Annotated in this window: 16 protein-coding genes and 1 other RNA gene; 9 read left to right on the top strand and 8 right to left on the bottom strand. The window is 51.2% G+C overall.

Annotation, left to right across the window (positions count from 1 at the left end):
• Nucleotides 1–56 precede the first annotated feature (56 nt).
• Nucleotides 57–899, top strand: a complete 843-nt coding sequence (locus ABGI61_RS09115; RefSeq protein ID WP_347600141.1) for a MurR/RpiR family transcriptional regulator — start codon at nucleotides 57–59, stop codon at nucleotides 897–899.
• 4 nt (nucleotides 900–903) lie between these two features.
• On the opposite strand, the gene ABGI61_RS09110 is transcribed toward ABGI61_RS09115, so the two are convergent.
• Nucleotides 904–1,998: a dipeptide epimerase gene (locus ABGI61_RS09110; RefSeq protein WP_347600138.1), complete on the bottom strand. Its 1,095-nt coding sequence runs from the start codon at nucleotides 1,996–1,998 to the stop codon at nucleotides 904–906.
• A gap of 11 nt (nucleotides 1,999–2,009) precedes the next feature.
• Nucleotides 2,010–3,428, bottom strand: a complete 1,419-nt coding sequence (locus ABGI61_RS09105) for an SH3 domain-containing protein (protein ID WP_347600136.1) — start codon at nucleotides 3,426–3,428, stop codon at nucleotides 2,010–2,012.
• Between the two features lie 234 nt (nucleotides 3,429–3,662).
• Here ABGI61_RS09105 and ABGI61_RS09100 point away from each other — a divergent pair, with 234 nt between their 5' ends.
• Nucleotides 3,663–6,506, top strand: a complete 2,844-nt coding sequence (locus ABGI61_RS09100; protein ID WP_347600133.1) for a TonB-dependent receptor — start codon at nucleotides 3,663–3,665, stop codon at nucleotides 6,504–6,506.
• A gap of 137 nt (nucleotides 6,507–6,643) precedes the next feature.
• On the opposite strand, the gene rnpB is transcribed toward ABGI61_RS09100, so the two are convergent.
• An RNA gene (gene rnpB, locus ABGI61_RS09095) (RNase P RNA component class A) lies at nucleotides 6,644–7,012 on the bottom strand.
• Nucleotides 7,013–7,032: 20 nt separating this feature from the next.
• Nucleotides 7,033–7,884 (bottom strand): 16S rRNA (cytidine(1402)-2'-O)-methyltransferase, encoded by an 852-nt coding sequence (gene rsmI / locus ABGI61_RS09090; RefSeq protein ID WP_347600130.1) that lies wholly within the window; start codon nucleotides 7,882–7,884, stop codon nucleotides 7,033–7,035.
• Nucleotides 7,885–7,972: 88 nt separating this feature from the next.
• Here rsmI and ABGI61_RS09085 point away from each other — a divergent pair, with 88 nt between their 5' ends.
• The 4 genes from ABGI61_RS09085 to dolP are packed head-to-tail and all read left to right on the top strand — an operon-like array spanning nucleotide 7,973 to nucleotide 11,360.
• On the top strand, nucleotides 7,973–9,808 hold the full coding sequence (locus ABGI61_RS09085) for a penicillin-binding protein activator (RefSeq protein WP_347600127.1): 1,836 nt from the start codon (nucleotides 7,973–7,975) through the stop codon (nucleotides 9,806–9,808).
• A gap of 20 nt (nucleotides 9,809–9,828) precedes the next feature.
• Entirely contained in the window at nucleotides 9,829–10,176 is a 348-nt protein-coding gene (locus ABGI61_RS09080) for a YraN family protein (RefSeq protein ID WP_347600124.1), read from the top strand.
• A 36-nt stretch (nucleotides 10,177–10,212) separates the two neighbouring features.
• On the top strand, nucleotides 10,213–10,794 hold the full coding sequence (locus tag ABGI61_RS09075; RefSeq protein ID WP_008218702.1) for an SIS domain-containing protein: 582 nt from the start codon (nucleotides 10,213–10,215) through the stop codon (nucleotides 10,792–10,794).
• Entirely contained in the window at nucleotides 10,791–11,360 is a 570-nt protein-coding gene (gene dolP, locus ABGI61_RS09070) for a division/outer membrane stress-associated lipid-binding lipoprotein (RefSeq protein WP_347600120.1), read from the top strand. The genes ABGI61_RS09075 and dolP overlap by 4 nt, the downstream gene beginning before the upstream one ends.
• A 76-nt stretch (nucleotides 11,361–11,436) precedes the next feature.
• Here the strand turns inward: dolP and ABGI61_RS09065 are convergent, their stop codons facing one another.
• From ABGI61_RS09065 to rarD, 3 genes are all read right to left on the bottom strand, one after another.
• Nucleotides 11,437–12,324, bottom strand: a complete 888-nt coding sequence (locus ABGI61_RS09065) for a hypothetical protein (RefSeq protein ID WP_347600117.1) — start codon at nucleotides 12,322–12,324, stop codon at nucleotides 11,437–11,439.
• Nucleotides 12,325–12,461: 137 nt separating this feature from the next.
• Entirely contained in the window at nucleotides 12,462–13,139 is a 678-nt protein-coding gene (locus ABGI61_RS09060; RefSeq protein WP_347600114.1) for a DUF599 domain-containing protein, read from the bottom strand.
• Between the two features lie 32 nt (nucleotides 13,140–13,171).
• Entirely contained in the window at nucleotides 13,172–14,086 is a 915-nt protein-coding gene (rarD, locus tag ABGI61_RS09055; RefSeq protein ID WP_347600112.1) for an EamA family transporter RarD, read from the bottom strand.
• A gap of 179 nt (nucleotides 14,087–14,265) precedes the next feature.
• Here rarD and recQ point away from each other — a divergent pair, with 179 nt between their 5' ends.
• Nucleotides 14,266–16,080, top strand: a complete 1,815-nt coding sequence (gene recQ / locus ABGI61_RS09050) for a DNA helicase RecQ (RefSeq protein WP_347600110.1) — start codon at nucleotides 14,266–14,268, stop codon at nucleotides 16,078–16,080.
• Here the strand turns inward: recQ and ABGI61_RS09045 are convergent.
• Nucleotides 16,063–16,368, bottom strand: a complete 306-nt coding sequence (locus ABGI61_RS09045) for a c-type cytochrome (protein ID WP_347600107.1) — start codon at nucleotides 16,366–16,368, stop codon at nucleotides 16,063–16,065. The two genes, recQ and ABGI61_RS09045, sit on opposite strands and share 18 nt — an antisense overlap.
• Before the next feature lie 188 nt (nucleotides 16,369–16,556).
• Between ABGI61_RS09045 and ABGI61_RS09040 the strand changes: the two genes are divergently transcribed.
• Together ABGI61_RS09040 and ABGI61_RS09035 are read left to right on the top strand one after the other, a co-directional pair.
• Nucleotides 16,557–19,418, top strand: a complete 2,862-nt coding sequence (locus ABGI61_RS09040; RefSeq protein WP_347600104.1) for an EAL domain-containing protein — start codon at nucleotides 16,557–16,559, stop codon at nucleotides 19,416–19,418.
• Nucleotides 19,419–19,538: 120 nt separating this feature from the next.
• Nucleotides 19,539–20,144 carry a YkgJ family cysteine cluster protein gene (locus tag ABGI61_RS09035; protein ID WP_347600102.1) on the top strand — a complete coding sequence of 202 codons (606 nt, stop codon included), beginning with the start codon at nucleotides 19,539–19,541 and terminating at the stop codon, nucleotides 20,142–20,144.
• The last annotated feature ends 17 nt before the right edge of the window (nucleotides 20,145–20,161 follow it).

Raw genomic sequence — 20,161 nt, 5'->3', positions numbered from 1 at the left:
GGTTGCCAATAACAAATTCCATAGAGCTTGGGCAACACAATAAGGATATTCCCTGTATGGTATGTTTACTCAAGATCCGCGGTATGCTGGATCAAATGTCGGTGATCGAGCGCAAGCTGGCAGATTTTATTCTGGATAATGCCCATTTGCTACGGGATTATTCGTCGCAGCAACTGGCCGATGCCGTTGGTACCAGCCAATCCAGCGTGGTAAAGTTTTGCCAGAAACTGGGCTATAAAGGCTACCCCGACTTAAAGCTGGCGGTAAGCGAAGCCATTATTACGGCGTCAACCCTGCAGCGTGACAACAACGAGCCTGGTAACGCCACCAATTTACAACAGCTGGTAGAACAGTTGCAGTTTAGCCTGCACAGCCATTTACGCGGTATTCTGGAAATTAATGAAGAAAAAGCACTGCATGACGCCGCAGCCTTACTACAACGTGCTGACCGGGTATTAGTGGCCGGTTTTGGCAAATCAGGCATAGTGGCGCATGACATGCAGTTTCGCTTATTACAGCTGGGTAAGTTAACGCTGGCGCACAGCGACCCGGCACTCTCCTTACAGTTGGCCAGTACTTTAGGGCCGCAAAGCGCCGTGCTGCTGATCTCTGAGTCTGGCCAAAATGCTGATTTACTAAAGCTGGCACGCTACGCCAAACAACAGCACATTCCACTACTTAGCCTGACCAGTTATAAAAGCAATGCACTAAGCCTAACTGCTGATGTACCGCTGTTTGCACTCAGTGGCGATGAAAACGTGCGGATAAACCCGATCTTGGTGCAAGTGGCGCAGCAGCATTTATGTCATATCCTGTATTTGTTGCTGTGCCAGCAGCACAACAATGACCATCAACTGGAAGAAAATGCCAAACTGCTGCACGTACTTAAACAGGCCTGACAACTTAAGCCAGCATTTCCAGGCCATCTATACTGGTAATACCCAGGCCGGGTGCATCTTCAATAGTAATGTCAGCATCATTAAATTTTACACTGCTTTTTACCGGATCATAGGCGCACAGTGACGGGCCGTCTAAATCGATTTTGGTGATGACATCAGATTTCGCTACCGCCACATGCACTGCTGCGGCAACACTGACACTGCCCTCTAACATGCAGCCAATCATGCACTGCATATCGTAAAACGAGCAGATATCGGCAATTTTTATAGCATTGGCAATGCCGCCGGTTTTCATCAGCTTAATGTTAATAATGTCGGCGGCGCGCATTTTAATCAGCTCTATCACTTCACGCGGGCCGAAACTGCTTTCATCAGCCATCACCGGCGTGTGTACGCGCTCGGTAATATATTTTAAGCCCTCCAGATCGTAGGCTTTAACCGGTTGCTCTACCAGCTCCAGCCGCACGCCGGCATCTTCTAACTTGCGCAGCGCATATACCGCCTCTTTCGCCGTCCAGCCTTGATTGGCATCCAGCCGGATCAGCGCCTTGCCTTCAACAGCCGCATAGATAGCCTTTACCCGCTCTATGTCAACGCCGATATCTTTGCCTACTTTCACTTTTAAGGTTTCAAACCCGCGCTCAACCGCACTTAGTGAGTCGGCGACCATTTTGTCGATGTAATCCACGCTGATGGTAATATCAGTGGTAATTTTAGGCACGCCGCCACCGAGAATTTTATACAGCGGCGCTTTGTACAGCTGGGCAAATAAGTCGTACACCGCCATCTCCACAGCGGCTTTGGCGCTGTAGTTTTTCATAATACAGCCCTGAATAAGGCGGATAATGTGGTTTAAATCGCTAACGTCCTGGCCAATCAGCTTGGGCTTTATTACCGTGCGGATAGCCTCAATAATAGAGCCGTGAATGTCACCGGTGATCACCGCAGTAGCCGGTGCCTCGCCGTAGCCCACATGACCGCTGTCGGTGTGGATCATGACGATAATATCTTCAATGCTATTCACGGTTCGTAACGCCGTTTTAAACGGCGTTTTCAGAGGCACCCGTAACATACCCAGTCTGATATCAGTTATTTTCATAGTCGCCTCTGTTATCGCAGTGATTTAATGGCATACAGTGCATCAAGGTAAGCATGCTCGGCATTGTTATGCAGCGGCATTAATGGGGTGACCACCACCCCGTTTAAGGTGCCCTGATACAAGCCGTTATCGGTAGGGTATATCAACGTATTTACCGAGTGGATCATAAAAGGTTGCTGCTGCACCCTACCGATAAATATTGACACATGGCCGGGGAAATAGAATAAATCTCCCACCTTCGCCTGTGCTAACGCCTTTAATTTGTCGGCCTGGCTTGCATCAGGTTTAAACCTTTGGTTAGTGCCATAACTGCCCATACCCTGCTGGCCGGAGTTACGTGGCATCAGCATACCAAAGCTGCGAAATACTTCGGAGATAAAACCGGTGCAGTCACGGCCGTTGTAATCATGGCCCCAGCCGTAACGCTCGCCCAAAAACTTAAAGGCCTGGCTTAGCAGATTGTGCTCGGTAAAAGGCAAGTAGCCGATACTGACATCGCTGCTAAGCGGCAGCAGCGCCGGCATAAAGTGCAACCGGCCATCACTCAGCCGCTGCGGCAATTGCACAATATGACTGGCCAGCGGGTTTTGCCCGTGTACATTAAAACCGGTGTCAGCAGCACTGATTAGGGGCAATCGAACGCCCATGTCCAATTGGAGTTCTGATAAGGCTGGCTGCACAGGCGTGTAAGCGGTATGCGTTTTGGCGGCGGTAATGACTAAAAACGGCGTTTGCTCAGCATAGGCCAGCACCTGCTCCCGGCTGCCGATGGCCACATCAGCCGCCTGCACCCAGCCGGTGTAATTAAAGCTTTGTACCAGAAGCCAGCTGTTATCGCGGCTTTGATGCAGCACCGCCACCGGCTCGGCAACAAAGAGTGCGGTTTCAGCAAAACGGTCCAGGTCAGCGTTGCCCTGCTCATTGACGACTCTGTCCAGTGTCGGAAACGCCCGCAGCGCCGTACGTTTTACAATAAGCGCAAAAGCGACGGGATTCATCTGTTTTACCCGCTCTTTGGCCAGCAGCGCCTGATAACGCTGCCAATCTGCTGCGTTAAGCGCGGTGCCGTTAGTATAAAAGCGTGGGCTGGACGGAATTTTACTGACGTTATCGATAATCGATATGAGCTCGGCGGCAGAATACTGCTCAGGCAGTGCACTTAACGGCTGCATTTCCTGCTGCTGCGTAAAGGTTTGCCGGTTACGTTTGGCAATTTGTGCTGGTGTGAGTAACAGCCTGTCGCCCTGGCTTAGCTTTTGCTGCCAAAACAGCAGCTGTAATTGCTCGGGTTGTACAAATGGCACGTCAGTTTTAAACCCAATAGTCAGGTTGTTGTCAGTGGACGCAATGGCAGGCAATAGCACGCCACTGCTTAATAGCAGCAGAGCTGCGCTAAACCAGCCCATGCTCTGATTAGCCCTTATCTTCACGCTATTTCTCACAGGTTTATCAGCCTTTATTTTTTCACTAAGATAGCGCCAAGGAATGAAATATTCCAACATTTTACAAAAATCAGCATAATTTATTTTCAAAAGGAAAGAAATATTGCTATGTTAATTTTGTGCAGAAATTAAACGTTTTGCATGGGCAGTAAAAACGGGCACTCAGACCCGGGTAACGGATAGCACTATAAAAACAGAACAACGCAACTCCAGGAGAAAGTGATGAAGTTGACCAAACTTATTCAGGCCCTTACCCTCGCCGGCCTGAGCAGCCATGCGCTGGCTCAAGAAACGACAGCAGCAAGCGAGACGGACCAGGCCGACAGCAAAGTTGAACGGATCCGGGTTACCGGCTCTAGTATCAAGCGCACGGCACTGGAAGGTGCACTGCCTATCACGGTGTTTAGCAGAGCCGATATTGATGCCGCCGGCATTACCTCAGCCGAGCAATTATTACTGCAAATGAACATTGCCGGTAACTCATCAGACAACCTCGCCAGTAACGGTGGTATTGTCTCTGAAGAGCAGCGCGGCAATAACGGCGTGTCTGGCGCTAACCTGCGTGGCCAGGGTGCTGATGCCACGCTAGTGCTGCTAAATGGCCGGCGCGTCGCGACCCATGGCTTAAAAGGCCGGGCGGTTGACCTGAACTCTATCCCTTTTGCCGCGCTGGAGCGGGTTGAAGTCTTACGTGATGGCGCTTCTGCCGTTTACGGTACTGATGCTATCGGCGGCGTAATTAACTTTATTACCAAACGCGACTACACCGGCGCAGAAGTTTCGGCTTTCGTCGACCATACCGAAGCCGGTGGCGGCAATATTTACCGCGGTAATATCCTTTTTGGTACTGGCGACATTAATAAAGATGGCTGGAATGCTTTTGCTACCCTATCGTTTAAGAAAAATGAGGTGCTTGAGGGCACAGATCGTGATTTCTCCAATACCTTCCAGCCAGAGCGTGGCTTGTCACCTGATACCCGCGGCACGCCATTTGCCACCGTATTTAACCGCGGCGCTACCGATGCCAACTTAATCGGCACAGGCCTTATAGATCCACTAGATGGCCAGTCTGTTACCGCTATTAATATTCTCGATTTACCGGGTGGAGCGGGCTGCGAAACCGGCGGTCCGAATATGGGCCCTTATGATCACCGACTGTGGAGCTCAGAGTCGTCCCGCTATGCCTGTGCCTGGGATTATCCGGCAGCAGCCCGCATTCAGCAGCCACAAGAAAGTATCGATTTTATTGGTCGCGCCAGCTTCAAACTGGCGGAGATGCATACCGCAACATTAGAGTTTGTGGCCTCTGAAGTCGATGTCAGTAAGGCTTTTGAGCCTTACCAAATTTCTCCCGGTTCAACCTTTGGCCCAGATACCTGGTACCCAAGCACCGGCGCGTCTTATGACAGAATATACAACGCGTTGGCCGGCTATTTTGGCGCAGACCAGCTCAATTATGGCGCCCCTATCGCTTATCGCTGGCGCTGTATGGACTGCGGTGGCCGCGAAATTGACACCACCACTACGGCGTATCGCTTTTTAGCGGCAGTTGAAGGTGTCATCGCAGACTGGGATTACAACGTGGGCCTCTCACGTGCATCAAGCGAGTCCGACTCTGTGCTCGGCGGTGGATATTACTACACTGACGCCTTACAGGCTGCTCTGGGCTCTGGCTTGGTTGACCCCTTTCTTTTACCTGGACAAAGTCAGAGTGCTGCCGGTATAGCGGCATTGCAGGCCGCATCAGCCCGTGGAGTGACGCTGTATGGTGGTGAGTCAATTATGACTCAGCTTGATGCGACTGTATCAGGTGAAGTGGGTTTTGCACTCCCCGGTGGCGAAGTGATGATGGCACTTGGCGCTGATTTGCGCCGCGAAGAGTTTAAGTTTGATGGTGACGAGCGCGCTGAAATGCGGCCAGTATTTTTAGCCCCCTTTGATAACGCTAACGTACTGGATAAAGTCAGCCGCGATATCAAAGCGGTGTTTGCTGAGTTTTATCTGCCAGTAACCGACCAGCTGGAAGTCACCCTGGCCGGCCGTTACGACAAATATGATGGCTTTGGCAGCACGACCAATCCCAAATTATCGTTTAGCTACAAGCCACTGGAGCAACTGCTGATACGCGGTGCCTTTAGTACAGGCTTTAAAGTGCCGTCGTTTAACCAGCTATTCAACGGCGTAACAGAGTTACCCTACACTGGCCTGGATTTGGCAGACCCACAAAGCTGCCCCGGTGGTGTGGCTGATGAAAATGTGGCGGGGTGTGAGCGCATCCAACCGGTTGAATTATTTGGTGGTAAACCCGACTTAGCGCCGGAAGAGTCAGAGCAAAAAAGCTTCGGTGTCGTTGTCGTCCCTACCGATTACTTTAACTTTAGCCTGGACTGGTGGGAAATTGAACGTACTGACACGATCCGCTCTGCACCGCGCGAGGTATTGATCGACAACTACGATTTATTTACGGCCAACTGGATCCGTAATGCCCAGGGTGAAGTGGTGGCGATTGACCGGCGTTATATCAACTCTGGCGGCTCATTAACTCAGGGTATCGAGCTGGATATGAACCTGACAGGTGAGTTGGCCGGCGGTGCCTGGAAAATCAACCTGAACGCCAGTTATATCGATACCTTCAAAACCAAAGGTTTAGACAGCTTACCTTACAGCGAAAACTTAGTTGGCGAGTATGTGCGTTACTACAACCTGCCGATTAAATGGAAGCACACCCTTAACTTCAGTTATGTGCATGGCGACTGGAGCCACAACCTGACTCAGCTGTACCGTGATGGCTACAAAGATGAATTACCGGTCAGTGTGCGTAACGAAACCTATATTCCGTCACAATGGAACCCGAATGTCGATGAGTACATTACCTATAACTACAGCGTAAGTTATGCCGGTATTGAGAATATGAAACTGACCTTTGGTATCAAAAATCTGTTTGATGAAGACCCACCGTTTACCGCACACCAAAATGACTTTGCTGCCGGTGCCGCCTGGGAACCTCGTGTGGCAGATCCGCGTGGCCGGGCTTATACCCTGTTACTGGAATATAAGTTTATGTAACGCTTTATCATATTTACTCGGCTGTACCTGGTAATTCTTTGCCCGCCTTGCGCGGGCTTTTTTCTGCGTCATCGTTCTGCGCTACAATAAAAAGCAAAAAACCGCAGCCTGTTACAGCTGCGGTTTTTCTGCTATTTGCTGTGAGCCAGCCATTAAGCCGGGTTCTGTGCTCTGTTGCCAGAGTGACAATCATTCCTCTAGGACTTAAGTCGCCTTAAGCCTCAAGCAATCTACCCGCCCCCAACGCGGGCCGCGCCAAAGGGGGCCTATTTGATCTTGCTCCGGGTGGAGTTTACCGTGCCACGAACTGTTACCAGCCGCGCGGTGCGCTCTTACCGCACCCTTTCACCCTTACCTGATCCCACTTGCGTGGGCCATCGGCGGTTTGCTCTCTGTTGCACTGGTCGTAGGCTCGCGCCCCCCAGGCGTTACCTGGCACCCTGCCCTGTGGAGCCCGGACTTTCCTCCCCCTGCTTGCACAGGCAGCGATTGTCTTGGCCAACTCACGCGGACAATTATACCGGTTTTACCCGGTTTCACCAGTTAATTGCAGTGCCACTTTATATAAGGCGTTTTTCTTGCCGCCATGAATTTGTGCAGTTAACGCCGCTGCTTTTTTTAATGGCAGCTCAGTCAGTAATAACTTCAGCGTGCTAAGCTCCGCCTCGCTAATATCGCTCTCTGCTTTTGGCGTTGGGGCTATCATCAGCACCATTTCGCCCTGGCAGCGCTGCGGGTCGGCCTCTAACCAGGCCGAGATATGCGCAGCAGTGCCATATTCCAGGTGCTCAAAGGTTTTGGTCAGCTCTTTAGCCAGCACTAACTCCCGCTCAGGGCCAAACACAGCAGCTACATCCTGCAGGCTGTCTTTAATACGCCGCGCTGTATCATAACAAATAAGGGTGCCAACGCCGGCCGGCACTTCCGCCAGCTGGTTTTGCCGCTGCTGGCTTTTCGGCAATAAAAAGCCAATAAAATGAAATTTATCAGTCGGTAGGCCAGCCGCGCACAACGCCGTAATCAGTGCGCATGGCCCCGGAACAGGAATTACCCGCACGCCAGCGTCGCGGCACTGGCGCACCAGGCTGTAGCCGGGGTCGCTGATCAGCGGCGTGCCAGCATCTGATACCAGCGCCACATGCTCGCCAGCCAGGCACTTTTGAATAATGCTGGCGGCGCGCTGCTTTTCGTTGTGATCATGCAGCGCTATGGTTTTGGCGCTAATACCCAAATGCGACAATAGCCGGCCTGTGTGACGGGTGTCTTCTGCCGCTATCCAGTCAACCTGCTGTAATGTAGTAATAGCCCGCTGACTCATATCATCTAAATTGCCAATCGGGGTAGCGACCACATATAAAAAACCGTTTTGTTTTGCCATTCTGTGATTTACACACGCTATTTATTTGAGCTTAGGTGGCAGTCTCAGTAAGATAAGACCCATATTTTCAGCTATGGTACTGCGCATTGTGACTTCCAGCAAATTAAAGCCCTTGTTATTTCTCGCCAGCGCTGCACTGCTTGCCAGCTGCGCCCAGCGCCCGTCACCTACCACCAGCTCAGCGGTGTTGTTACCCGATGAGCCGCTAAGTAAGGTTGAAGATAGCCAACAAACGGCGCGACAACTGTATCAGCTGGCGGGCAATTACCAGCAGGAAGCGAGGCATTATCACCTGTTAAAAGCTGCACGTCAGGCGCTGCAAGAGCAGGATTATTTGCTGGCGCTGGCCATCAGCGAAAACCTGAAAAGCAGTCGCTACCCAATGATAGTGCAGCAAAACACGCTGGTACTGTTAAAAGCTTATCTGGCCACCCAACAGCAACACAGTATCAGCACACTGCTGGATAACGTCAGCGTGCAAGCACTGCCGCAGGCCGACCAGGCCGAGTTTGTCTGGCTGGCTGGCGGCTATCAGTTAGCCCAGCAGCGTTATGTGCAAGCGAGCCGTTACCTGCTGCAACTGGATGCGCTGGATACCGGTGCCGTGCGTTATCCGCAATACCCGGATTTACTCTGGCAAAGCCTGTCGGCACTTAGCGACAGCCAGTTAGAAAGCCTGCGCACAGGTGCTAATCAGGCCACACTTGGCTGGTTAGAGCTGGCGCAGCTTAGCCGCCGTTATATCGGTAAACCCGAGGCCTTACAGCAGGCCTTTGCCGACTGGCAACTACGTCATGTGCAGCTAAGCAGCCGGTTGACACTGCCGGCGGCCCTTAGCCAGTTACTTAACCTGACGCCCTACCAGCCACAACGTATTGCCGTGCTGCTTCCCCTTAGCGGACAGTTTCGCCAGCATGCGCAGGCCATTCAGTATGGCATTTTAACCGCTGCCAGCGCCCAGCAAGCCGCCGGGCTGGTGTTTATCGACAGCCAACAGCCGAACGAAGTACTGGTCGAGCAAGTCCGTCTCTCTGGCGCCGACTTTGTCATCGGGCCTTTGCTAAAACCTCAGGTAGACCGGCTAAGCCAGGACGAAAACTGGCGCTGGCCTACGCTGTTTTTAAACAGTAAAGAGCCTGCCGCGCCGGCCAAAGCCGAGCAATTTTATTTTGCCCTCAGTATGGAAGATGAAGCCACGCAAATGGCCCAGCTGTTTGCGCAAAAAAATTATCAGCGCCCGGTAGTGATAAGCACTAACAGCAATATTGCGCTGCGTATGCAGCAACGTTTTGCCGCGCACTGGCAAGCTCTGGGACATAGCGCCCCCGAGCAGCATCAATTTGGCAATAAAGCCGAGCTTGAGCAATTAATCAGCCAGTTGCTGGAGACCGATAAAAGCCGCGAGCGGATAAAACAGCTAAATAACCTGATCCCGGAGAAACTGGAAGCCGACCCGCATAGCCGGCTGGATATAGACGCCATTTATCTGATAGCCGATCCGGTACAAACCCGTTTATTTAAGCCCTTTGTCGATGTCTCGGTTAGCCAGACGGCTCCACGTTTACCGCTGTATGCCAGCTCACGCAGCCACAGCACCAGCCTGGACAGCACTGATTTACGTGACTTAAATGGTTTAACCTTTACCGAAATGCCGTGGATGCTGGCCGAACAAAACAGCCGTGCGCTGCGCGAGCAATATCAGCAGCTGTTTGCCGAGCAGGATGAAACCCTGCAGCGTTTGTTCGCCATGGGCGTCGATGCATATAACCTGGTGGGCAGCCTGCGTCAGCAGCAACAACTGCCGGCTACCGTGTTTTATGGCCTGACCGGCCGGCTGCAACTGGACGCCAGCGGCAGCCTGGTGCGGCAGCTTAGCTGGGCGGCTTATCGTAATAACCGCTTAGTTCCGCTACAGGAACCCTAAGCCTAAATGAATAAGTCATTATGAATAACTTAGGCCAACACTATGAGCAGCTGGCTGCAGACTACCTGCAACAGCAGGGCCTGCGGTTAATTAGCAGCAACTTTCAGTGTAAAGCCGGTGAAATAGACCTTATTATGCGCGATGGCGACACCTTAGTGTTTGTCGAGGTAAAATACCGCGCCAGTGCCGCCTTTGGTGGGGCCATGGCGGCAGTAACCTACAGCAAGCAACAAAAGTTGCTGCGTGCCAGCCGCTGGTATCTGCAGCAGCACCGGTTGTCAGATCAGCCGTGCCGGCTGGATGTGCTGGCCATAGAGGGGCAGCCGCCGTTTCAGTATCACTGGGTTAAAAATGCCATTGGCCAGTAAACTGGCCATACTAACCCGCTTACGCAGGACAGCCTGATGCAAGAGCATATTCGTCAGCTTTTTAGTGAAAATATTCAAACCATGATAGCCGCGGGTGAAAGCCTGTCTGGCCCGTTGGAAAACGCTGCCTTTGTCATTGTGAACAATCTGGTCAGCGGCGGCAAAGTGATCTGTGTTGGCGAAGGGGCCACCAGTGCGCTGGCCAGCCATTTTTGTCAGCTACTGCTAGACCAGTTTGAAACCGAGCGGCCCTGTCTGCCGGCATTGGCGCTGTGCAACCAGAATAACAGCCTGCAACATAGCCATCAGCAAGATTACCTGGCCCGTCAAATTAAAGCGCTGGGCCAAAGCCAGGACGTGTTGCTGGTGGTATCGAGCAGTGGCAGTGAACCCAGCCTGATAAAAGCAGTCGAAGCAGCACTGACTAACGATATGAAAATTATTGCGCTAACCGTAGATGGCAGCGGTGAGCTGTCGGGCTTACTGAACCAGCAAGACGTTGAACTAAAAGTACCGGCGCACCGGCGCGCACGCATTTTTGAATGTTACACCTTTTTACTGCACACCTTGTGCGAGCTAATTGATATGACGTTGTTTCCACAACAAGGAGATTTATGAATACGTTAAAGCTTATTGCTGTTTGTGTCATGCTGGCGTTACTGCAAGGCTGCGCGGCGGCCGTAGTCGCCGGTGGCGCAACCGCCGTTACCTCTGCCAACGACAGGCGCACCCTGGGCTCTCAGATCGACGATAAAAACGTGGTGCTAAAAGCACAACGCGCGCTGGCCGACAACCCATTAACTGCCGAGGGCAGCAACATTAATATCACCAGCTATAACGGTGTGGTGCTGTTAACCGGCCAAACCCGCACCGAGCAAATCCGCCAGCAGGCGCAGCAGCTGGTGCGCGGCATAGATGGTGTGCGTGACGTGCAAAACCAAATCAGGCTGGGTAATAACACCGGCATGACCACCCGCACCCGGGATGGCTGGATCTCTACTAAAGTTAAAACGCAGCTGTTAGCCGACGAGCAGGTCAGCGGCCTGAACATTAAAGTAGTGACCGAGAACGCTGAAGTGTTTTTAATGGGTATTGTCAGTGTACAGGAAGCACAAAAAGCCGTTGATATCGCCCGCCATGTTGAAGGCGTCGCCCGCGTCGTGCAGGCGTTTGAAATTCGCTAGCCGAACCTTTGTCACCAAAAAAGCAAAAGGCCAAAGTAAGGCCTTTTGCTAAATTTAACAGGGCTGATCATCCTTCTTAGTATTTCTGACAGCGCATAGTAATGGTGCAATTGTCATCTGAGTCACAACTGGTACTTTGCTGGCAAATCATCCCACTATCTTGTTTGTAAGTGTGATCAAGAAAATCCCTTAAATTATCGTTAAAATCTTGGCCACGTTGATGGCTTAAATCAAAATACGCAGTACTGTCTGTAGCGCTTGCTGTCCCCTCAATATCGTGGCAAAAGCTGCCGGTGGAGACACAAACAGTTACAGCGTTAGTTGTCGACACGTTAATCTGAAATTGCATTGGTTTAGATACAACTTGTGAGAGATCAGCTTGAACCTGCTGCCCATTTGATGCAATACGCAGAGTATTATCAACAATATTGGTAATACCTTCTGTTCGGTCAATTGCTCTGTCGATTCTGTCGCCGTTTCGGCGAGTCTTTGCCGTTGTGGTATCATCGCTTTGTATCGGGTTCGTCGTTAAAGTTTTCTGTCGAGTTCCATCACCCAATATTTCGGTGCAACTAGTGTCATCGCAACATACTTCTTCAGCAGGGTTACAAACATAGATAACTTTCTCATAAAATGCATTATTAACATTTGCTGATCTGAAAGCCCAAAGCATATCATTGACAACGTCGTTGGCTGAGCCACAACCTTCATTACACTTTGCAACGAAACTATAGTTAGCATGAACCAAAACCCGGTTAGACTTCTGAACTACCCGATTAACGAGTACTTTGTGCTCAGTACCATAACTGTCTTTAAAATACATCGTTAGGTTACTGTACTCATATGCAGCGCATGCTGCACTTGCCTTGTAAGCATCATCAAAACATTGGTTGGCAGAAACAACTGAACTGACACTGCACATTACGATAAAAAAAATGACCCAAATCAATTTCCCAAAAAGCATAAACTCTCCCTCAATTCAGTTTGTCGTTCTGTGGCTTTAACCCACAGCAAAAGTCTACTCTGATCTTTTCAAAGCACGCCGACAAAAAAATTATAAAGAGTTAATAATTAAGTATTTCGTTACTGAAAGGCGGTGAATTAACACTCCTGCAGCGCCTTTAGCACCTTAGAGTGAAACTCGCGCTGCTTCATTACCAGCATCACCACCACCGACGCCACCATAAACAGTAGCGGGTCGATAAACCAGGTCAGTGCCGACAGCGAAAAGTAAATGGCGCGCAGGCCGTAGTTAAACGAGTGACCGGCCTGATCAATCACTTTAGAAGCGCGATTAGCGTACAGCAGCTGCTCGTCACTGGTCATGCCGCGGCCATCAGGTGCCGCGCCAATTAATACGCCGCAAAAGCCATACTGACGCAGCGACCAGGTAAACTGAAAAAAAGCAAACACGAAGATAAACACCAGCAGCAATAGTTTTAACTGTACTGCGCCCTCTGTGTAATTGGCCCAGGGCACTAGGTTAGATAACATCAGGCTGAGTTTTTCCGCCGACGCCATGGCGGTCAGCAAACCCGCCAGGATCAGTAAGGTGCTGGAAGCAAAGAAGGTAACATTGCGCTCTAAGGTTGAGATAAGCCCGACATCGGCCATTTTGTTGTCGCGCAGCAGCATCTTTTGCATCCAGTCATTGCGTTTGCGCCTAAGTTCAAATGACAAGCAACTAACTACTTTCGCCCGCCGTTTAGCAAACAACGTATAGCCAATCCACAAACCGAAAAACCAAAGTACCGCAATCAGGTCCAGGCTGCCTGCCATCTCTTTTCTCCTGCTGTTAGCTGCGTACCAGCTTACGCTATTTTGCCTGTATTTTGCAGCCTTTGCCGGCGGTTATGTCGCCAGGCATCGGCGGTATACAGCAATAGCGCCAGCCAAATAAGGCCAAAGGTAACCAGCCGCTCTGCGGCAAAAGGCTCATGGTATAACCAGACGCCAAACACAAACATACAGCTTGGGCCAATATATTGAAAAAAGCCCATGGTAGACAGCTGTAACCTGCGGGCACCGGCAATAAAACACAGCAGAGGCACCGTCGTTACCAAACCTGCGGCAATTAAATAGCTATTAAGGGTGGCGCTGTTATGCAACAGGTTTACCGCGCTACTGTCGGCATAGGCATACCAGTACCATAACGCCAGCGGCAACAGCAGTAAGGATTCAATAAACAAACCGCTAATAGCATCGACATTAAGCTTTTTACGCATCAGGCCATAGATGGCAAAAGAGCCCGCCAGCGTCAGTGCTATCCATGGCAGCGAACCAAATGTAACAAGCTGAATTAGCACGCCGCTAGTAGCCAGTATGACCGCAGTCCATTGCAGGCGGCGCAGCCGCTCGCCCAAAAACAGCATGCCCAGTAGTACATTAAGCAGCGGGTTGATGTAATAACCTAAACTGGCATCCAGCATATGCTGGTTATTTACCGCCCAGATAAACAGCCCCCAGTTGCCGCCTAACAGCACCGCCGATAGCAATAACCAACCCAGCATCTTCGGCTGGCGCAGCACCGCCACAACCTTAGCGACTTGCTTTAAGGCCAATAGTACCAGCAGCAGTAACACAAAGGACCAGACAATACGGTGAATAAGAATCTCACTGGCGGGAATAAAGTCAATTTGCTTAAAGTACAACGGGGCCAGCCCCCACAGGCTGTAGGCACTGGCGGCAAACAGCCCGCCCAATTTTTGTTCACGGCTTAATGGCATAAGGTACTCCGGCGAAAGAGCGGCCATTATACGTGGCAACACGCTCTTCGCGCAGCGGCTTTGTCGGCAAAAACCGGCCAACCGGCCCGGCGTTTGATAATAACAGGCCAATTAACGGTTCCGGCGACGCCATTAAGGCTTTAGAATGACGGCTGTTTGACAGCAACCCTTGGTTTAACGTGCACGCCGATTTATTGCCCCTACTAAAACAGCATTTTGGCTACAGCGACTTTCGTACTGGTCAGCAAGCAGTAATTGCAGCTGCTTTGGCCGGTCAGGACAGCTTTGTGCTGATGCCGACCGGCGGTGGTAAGTCTTTATGTTATCAGTTGCCGGCACTGTTGCTGCCGCAGGTAACTATAGTGGTATCGCCCTTGATGTCACTGATGAAAGATCAGGTCGATGCGCTTAAAGCCAATGGTATCGCAGCCGAGTTTGTCAACAGCAGCCTAAGCCGTGAGCAGGTGCTGCAGGTGTTTGCCCGCCTGCGCCAGGGCAGTTTAAAACTGCTCTATGTCGCGCCAGAGCGACTGCTACAACCACAGTTTTTAGACCGGCTGCAGGATGTTGGCGTCAGTTTATTTGCCATAGACGAAGCGCATTGTATTTCACAGTGGGGCCATGATTTTCGCCCGGATTATATGGCGCTGGCGCTGTTAAAGCAGCGTTTTGCCGGTGTGCCGGTAATGGCGCTTACCGCCACCGCCGATGGTGCAACACGCCAGGATATTCTGCAGCAACTTAATTTACAACAACCCTATGTGCACTTAGGCAGCTTTGACCGGCCTAATATCCGCTACACAGTGCAGGAAAAATTTCGCCCCACCGAACAGCTGATAAGCTACCTGCAGCAACAGGACGGTGCCAGTGGCATCGTATATTGCAGCTCGCGGCGCAAAGTAGATGAGCTGACCGAGCAGCTAAAACAGCGCGGCTTTAACGCGGCGGCTTACCATGCCGGCCTTAGCAGCGACGAGCGTAACCAGGTGCAGGACGCCTTTAAACGCGATGACTACCAGCTCATTGTTGCCACCGTGGCCTTTGGCATGGGAGTGAATAAGTCCAATATCCGTTTTGTGGTGCACTTTGAGCTCCCCCGCACCATCGAGGCATATTATCAGGAAACCGGACGCGCCGGTCGTGATGGTGTTGCTGCCGAGGCCGTGCTGCTGTTTGATCCGGCCGATATAGGCCGCATGAAGCGCTGGCTCGACAGTGAAGAAAACCAGCAACGCGCCGAAGTGACCTGGCAACGATTTTTGGCCATGGCGGCGTTTGCCGAAGCACAAACCTGCCGGCGTCAGGTACTGCTGAATTATTTTGGCGAGGCGCGCCAAACCCGCTGCGGCAACTGTGATATTTGCCTGCAGCCGCCACAGCAGTTTAATGCTACCGAACTTGCGCAAAAGGCACTGTCTTGCGTGTACCGCGTCGGCCAGAGCTTTGGCATGCATCATGTTATTGAAGTGCTGCGTGGCGGTCATAGCCAGAAAATCATCGAGCTTGGCCATGATAAGCTGTCGACCTGGGGCCTGGGCAAAGATTTAAGCCACGACTACTGGTTAAGCATTTTGCGCCAGCTGATACATTTTGGCCTGCTACAGCAGGATATTACCGCCCACTCGGTATTAAAGCTGCAGCCAGCGGCGAGACCGGTACTGCGCGGTGAAACAGAGCTGATGCTGGCGGTGCCGCGCTTACAAAGCGTGAAACGCGAGCCTGAGCGACGCGCCGTGCAAAAGTACGATAGGTTGTTATTTGCTCGCTTAAAAGCGCTGCGCAAACGTATTGCCGAGCGCGATGATGTGCCGCCTTTTGTCGTATTTAGTGATGCCAGCCTGATTGATATGTGTCAGCAATTGCCCACTGACAAAACTAGCTTTCTGGCGGTGTCAGGTGTGGGCCAAACCAAGCTGGCGCGCTATGGCGCCGACTTTTTAGATGAGATAGCCGATTATCTGGCGGAAGAAGCCCCCTCAGCCGCCGGCAGGTAGACTGGCAAAATAAGCGGCAATATTGGCAATATCCGCATCGCTCAAACCTGAGGCCATCGGTGACATGATGGGGTTTTTGCGCTCGCCGTCACGATAAGCCTTAATCGACGCTTCCAGGTAGCGTACTTTTTGCCCAGCCAGATTGGGGTAATCAGGGATCACTGAAATACCATTCGCACCATGGCAGGCGGCGCATACCGCAGCTTTAGCTTTGCCGGCATCAATATCGGCAGCGGCTGCACCGGCAGCGCCGAACAACATCACTGTGATCAATAGCATGTGTTTCATCAGGGCACCTTTTTATTGTTTTATTACGTTAAAACTAAAGTACACCATGCGCGGCAGAGAAAAAAGCCCCGCAATGCTTGGCGTAGTGTCGGCCAGCCGGGTTTTTCTGCTGACATGTTTAGCTGCGGTATGTTACTGTTTAGCGCCCAATTTATTAACATGGCTACGCGCAACAAGGAGTGTCTGGAGTGAAGTTTGCCGTTTATCTGCTGTTGTTATGCTGCTGGTTATACAGCCTGACACTACAGGCATTTCATGCACAAACCAATAGTATCAGCCAGCCTCAACCTGCGCGTCAGCAATTACAGCAACTTTACTACCTGGCCACACCTTCCACGCTGACCTTAGACGAACTGTTGGCCGATCCGGCTTACCATCATAGTTTTAGCTTACTCAGCAAACAGCAAAAAGTGCTGTTTCAGGGGGATCAGGCGGTATGGTTATTTGCCCGCCTGAGCAATAGCAGCAACCGCACGCTGCAAAGCATTCTGGAGTATGACTTTCCACTAGCCGATAAAATTGAGATTTATCAGGTAGACCGGCAAAACCAGGATGTTCGGCTACTTAGCCGCAGTGGCAATGCCTATCCGTACAGCGAACGGGCGCTGCCCTATCGCAGCTTCGCTGTAGCGTTAAACCTGAAACCGGCCAGCGAAACCGACATTTTTATTAAGGTGCAGGACGCTGCCGTTGTGCCCTCTGAAGTACTGCTATGGCAACACGAACACTTTATGGCGGCCAAGCAGCAACAAGCGCTGCTCGACGGTGTGTTACAGGGCATTCTCATCTTACTGGCGCTGTATAACCTGATGCTGTTTGCCCGGCAGCAGCAGGCGCATTACCTTTATTATTGTGGCTTTTTCGCCAGCTTTGCCCTGGTAGTGGCCATTTTAAACGGCATGGCGTTTGCGCTGCTGTGGCCAGATTACCCTGAGATTAACCAATCCATTTTGTATATTGCCGTTGGCGCCTGCTTATTGTGCCTAAACTTATTTATGCGTTTTGGCCTGACAAACCTCTCTGGCAGCTGGTGGTACCGCTGCAGCCAGATCAGCAGCTTTAGTGCCTTGTTGCTGCTGTTTAGCCCACTATTTGCCAGCGGCCAGTTCAGGTTGCAGCTATTGTTTATTGCCATCAGCTGGGTGCTGGGCAGTAATCTTTTGCTGGCACTGCGGGTCAGTATGGCTGGCGCAGCGCAGGCGAAAAGTTTTATCTGGGCTTGTGTGCTGACACTGATAAGCGCACTGCTACTGACGTTAAACCAGGCCGGTTATCTGCACGGCGGCATCAACTGGGCTTATATTTTATTTTCGCTGGTGCTGTTAAGCCTGGCATTAACCAGCTTTACGTTATACAAGTTTCAACCGGTACTCGACACTAGCCGTCCGGCAGCAGCAGAGCAGCAGTACAAAGAAATCTTCCACAATGCGGTTGAAGGCATGTTTACCACTACCCTCGACGGCCGTTTGATCAATGCCAACCAGGCGCTGCTGAACATCCTCGGTTATGCCAGCCTGGAACAGCTGAAACAGGCTATCGCCGGTACCGGTATGGCCCGCTTTTATGCCGATCCTGCCGAGCGCCAGTATATGCTCAAGCAGTTGGAGCAAGGCAGTAGCAAAAGCTTTGAAATACGGGGTTTGCGCGGTGATAACAGCCCGTTCTGGGCGCTCATGTCAGTGCGTCTGGCTGCGTCGGACAACCAAAGGCCCGCCTTTGTACACGGCTCTGTGATTGATATCACCGAACAGAAGCTTGCCCATGAGCAGCTGGCTTATCTGGCCAATCATGATGCACTCACGGCGCTGTATAACCGCTACTATTTTGATAAACAACTGCAGGTACTGTGCGAGCAAAGTGGTGAAGACAAAGGCTGCGTGCTCTATATTGATGTTGACCAGTTTAAGCTGGTTAACAACAGCTGCAGTCACAGTGCCGGTAACGCTTTACTGAAGCAACTGGCCGAACTGCTTAAACGCACTGCCCATCATAACGGCCCGCTGGCCAGGCTGGACAGCGACGAGTTTGGTATTCTGCTGGCAGGCAAAAACGCCAATGAGGCGTTTTCACTGGCCTACCGCCTGCTCGATGCGATGCGCGAGTTCCGTTTTATCTGGCAGGACAGTGTGCATACTATTAGTATCAGCATTGGTATTGCCGAAATCCGCCGCGACGACAGCAGCGCTGATAGCGTACTGAAAAAAGCTGATGCCGCCTGCGCCATTGCCAAAGAAAAAGGCCGCAACCGCATTCAGTTGTTTGATGAACATGATGAAGATACCCAGCGCCATCAGGCTGAACTGCACTGGGTAGGTCAGCTACGCCAGGCAGTACAGGACGATAAATTTGTGCTGTTTCAACAGCCGATTAAAGCACTTAACGGTGGCGATGGTGGTGATTGCTATGAGTTACTGCTGCGATTGCAGGCCGACAACAGTCAGCTTGTTACACCGGCCAGTTTTTTAAGCTCTGCCGAGCGCTATGGTCTGATGCCACAAATAGACCGCTGGGTAATTAAGCAGTATTTTCGCTGGCTGCAGCAGTATCCACAGCATTTGCAGCAACTGACATTGTGTAGCATTAACCTGTCTGGTAACTCATTACTTGACCCTACGTTTAAAGACGATGTTCAGCAGCTGTTTGTGCAGTATCAGGTGCCTTTTACACGCATTTGCTTTGAAATTACAGAAAGTGTCGCCATTGTGAATTTACAAAACACCCTGGCCTTTATTGAGCATTTTCGCGCTCAGGGCTGCAAAATAGCCTTAGACGACTTTGGCAGCGGCTTTTCATCTTATGGTTACCTAAAACACTTCCCGGCTGACTTTGTCAAAATTGACGGCCACTTTGTGCGTGATTTGCTGGACGACCCTTACGATAAAGCCATTGTGAAATCGATCCACGAGGTCGCACGGGCAATGAACATGCTAACGATTGCTGAATATGTCGAAACCACAGAGATTGAACAGGCACTCAGGTTGATTGGCATTGACTATGTGCAAGGCTACGCCATTAGCCGGCCGCAGCCACTAAACAGCTTACTGGGCTAAAATATATTTAGCCTGCCCTATTGCTGAGATCTTAAGCAACTTTGTACAATGCCGGGGCGACATTTCGTCGCTCCTTAACAGGCAACCCTAAATTTTTTAGTTATTTCGTTCGGAGTCTTTATGCAACGGCTGCGTGAATTATCGCGTCGTGTTGAGGCTGTGTATGGCGAAATAGCGGAAACATTCTCAGCATATCAGCAACAGCGTGGCCTTGGCTGCCGCACTGGCTGTGGTGAATGCTGCTTGCAACCGACGATAGAAGCGACGGTGCTGGAGATGTTACCGCTGGCATTACACTTGTTCGATCAAGGTAAAGCAGAACAAACACTGACACAACTCGAAGAGTTAACAGAGCCTGCGGGCTGTTTTTTTTACCAGAAGCTGTCGTTTGACGGCAAACAGGGCCAGTGCAGTGTGTATCAGCAGCGGCCAAGCATTTGCCGTTTATTTGGCGCGGCCGGCTATCGCGACAAACAGGGTAAAACCGCTTTATCTTTATGTAAGGTGATTAAAGCCGATAAACCGGCCGCTTATCAGGATAGCCTGATTGCGCTGGAATCTGATCCACCGCCGATGATGCTCAAAGCCAAAGAGCTGGTGAACGAGCTGGATTATGAACTGGGTAAACAGCATTTACCCATTAACGAGGCCTTGCGCCAGGCGCTGGAAAAAGTGCTGTTTAAAGCCTGGTATAGCGGCTTTAATGACGATCAGCAAATTGCCTGAAAAACGCCGGGGTATCA

This window comes from Rheinheimera fenheensis (assembly GCF_039871805.1).
GTDB classification, from domain to species: domain Bacteria; phylum Pseudomonadota; class Gammaproteobacteria; order Enterobacterales; family Alteromonadaceae; genus Alishewanella; species Alishewanella fenheensis.
The sequence above is the reverse complement of the archived record's forward strand: the minus strand, read 5'-3'. Positions and strand labels throughout refer to the sequence as shown.

Excerpts from the sequence above, each read along its gene's own strand:
- ABGI61_RS09110 (WP_347600138.1), bottom strand. The coding sequence starts at position 1,998 with ATGAAAATAACTGATATCAGACTGGGTATGTTACGGGTGCCTCTGAAA.
- ABGI61_RS09080 (WP_347600124.1), top strand. The coding sequence starts at position 9,829 with ATGAATAACTTAGGCCAACACTATGAGCAGCTGGCTGCAGACTACCTG.
- ABGI61_RS09075 (WP_008218702.1), top strand. The coding sequence starts at position 10,213 with ATGCAAGAGCATATTCGTCAGCTTTTTAGTGAAAATATTCAAACCATG.
- ABGI61_RS09045 (WP_347600107.1), bottom strand. The coding sequence starts at position 16,368 with ATGAAACACATGCTATTGATCACAGTGATGTTGTTCGGCGCTGCCGGT.
- ABGI61_RS09115 (WP_347600141.1), top strand. The coding sequence starts at position 57 with ATGGTATGTTTACTCAAGATCCGCGGTATGCTGGATCAAATGTCGGTG.
- ABGI61_RS09100 (WP_347600133.1), top strand. The coding sequence starts at position 3,663 with ATGAAGTTGACCAAACTTATTCAGGCCCTTACCCTCGCCGGCCTGAGC.
- ABGI61_RS09035 (WP_347600102.1), top strand. The coding sequence starts at position 19,539 with ATGCAACGGCTGCGTGAATTATCGCGTCGTGTTGAGGCTGTGTATGGC.
- ABGI61_RS09060 (WP_347600114.1), bottom strand. The coding sequence starts at position 13,139 with ATGGCAGGCAGCCTGGACCTGATTGCGGTACTTTGGTTTTTCGGTTTG.
- rarD (WP_347600112.1), bottom strand. The coding sequence starts at position 14,086 with ATGCCATTAAGCCGTGAACAAAAATTGGGCGGGCTGTTTGCCGCCAGT.
- ABGI61_RS09065 (WP_347600117.1), bottom strand. The coding sequence starts at position 12,324 with ATGCTTTTTGGGAAATTGATTTGGGTCATTTTTTTTATCGTAATGTGC.
- rsmI (WP_347600130.1), bottom strand. The coding sequence starts at position 7,884 with ATGGCAAAACAAAACGGTTTTTTATATGTGGTCGCTACCCCGATTGGC.
- dolP (WP_347600120.1), top strand. The coding sequence starts at position 10,791 with ATGAATACGTTAAAGCTTATTGCTGTTTGTGTCATGCTGGCGTTACTG.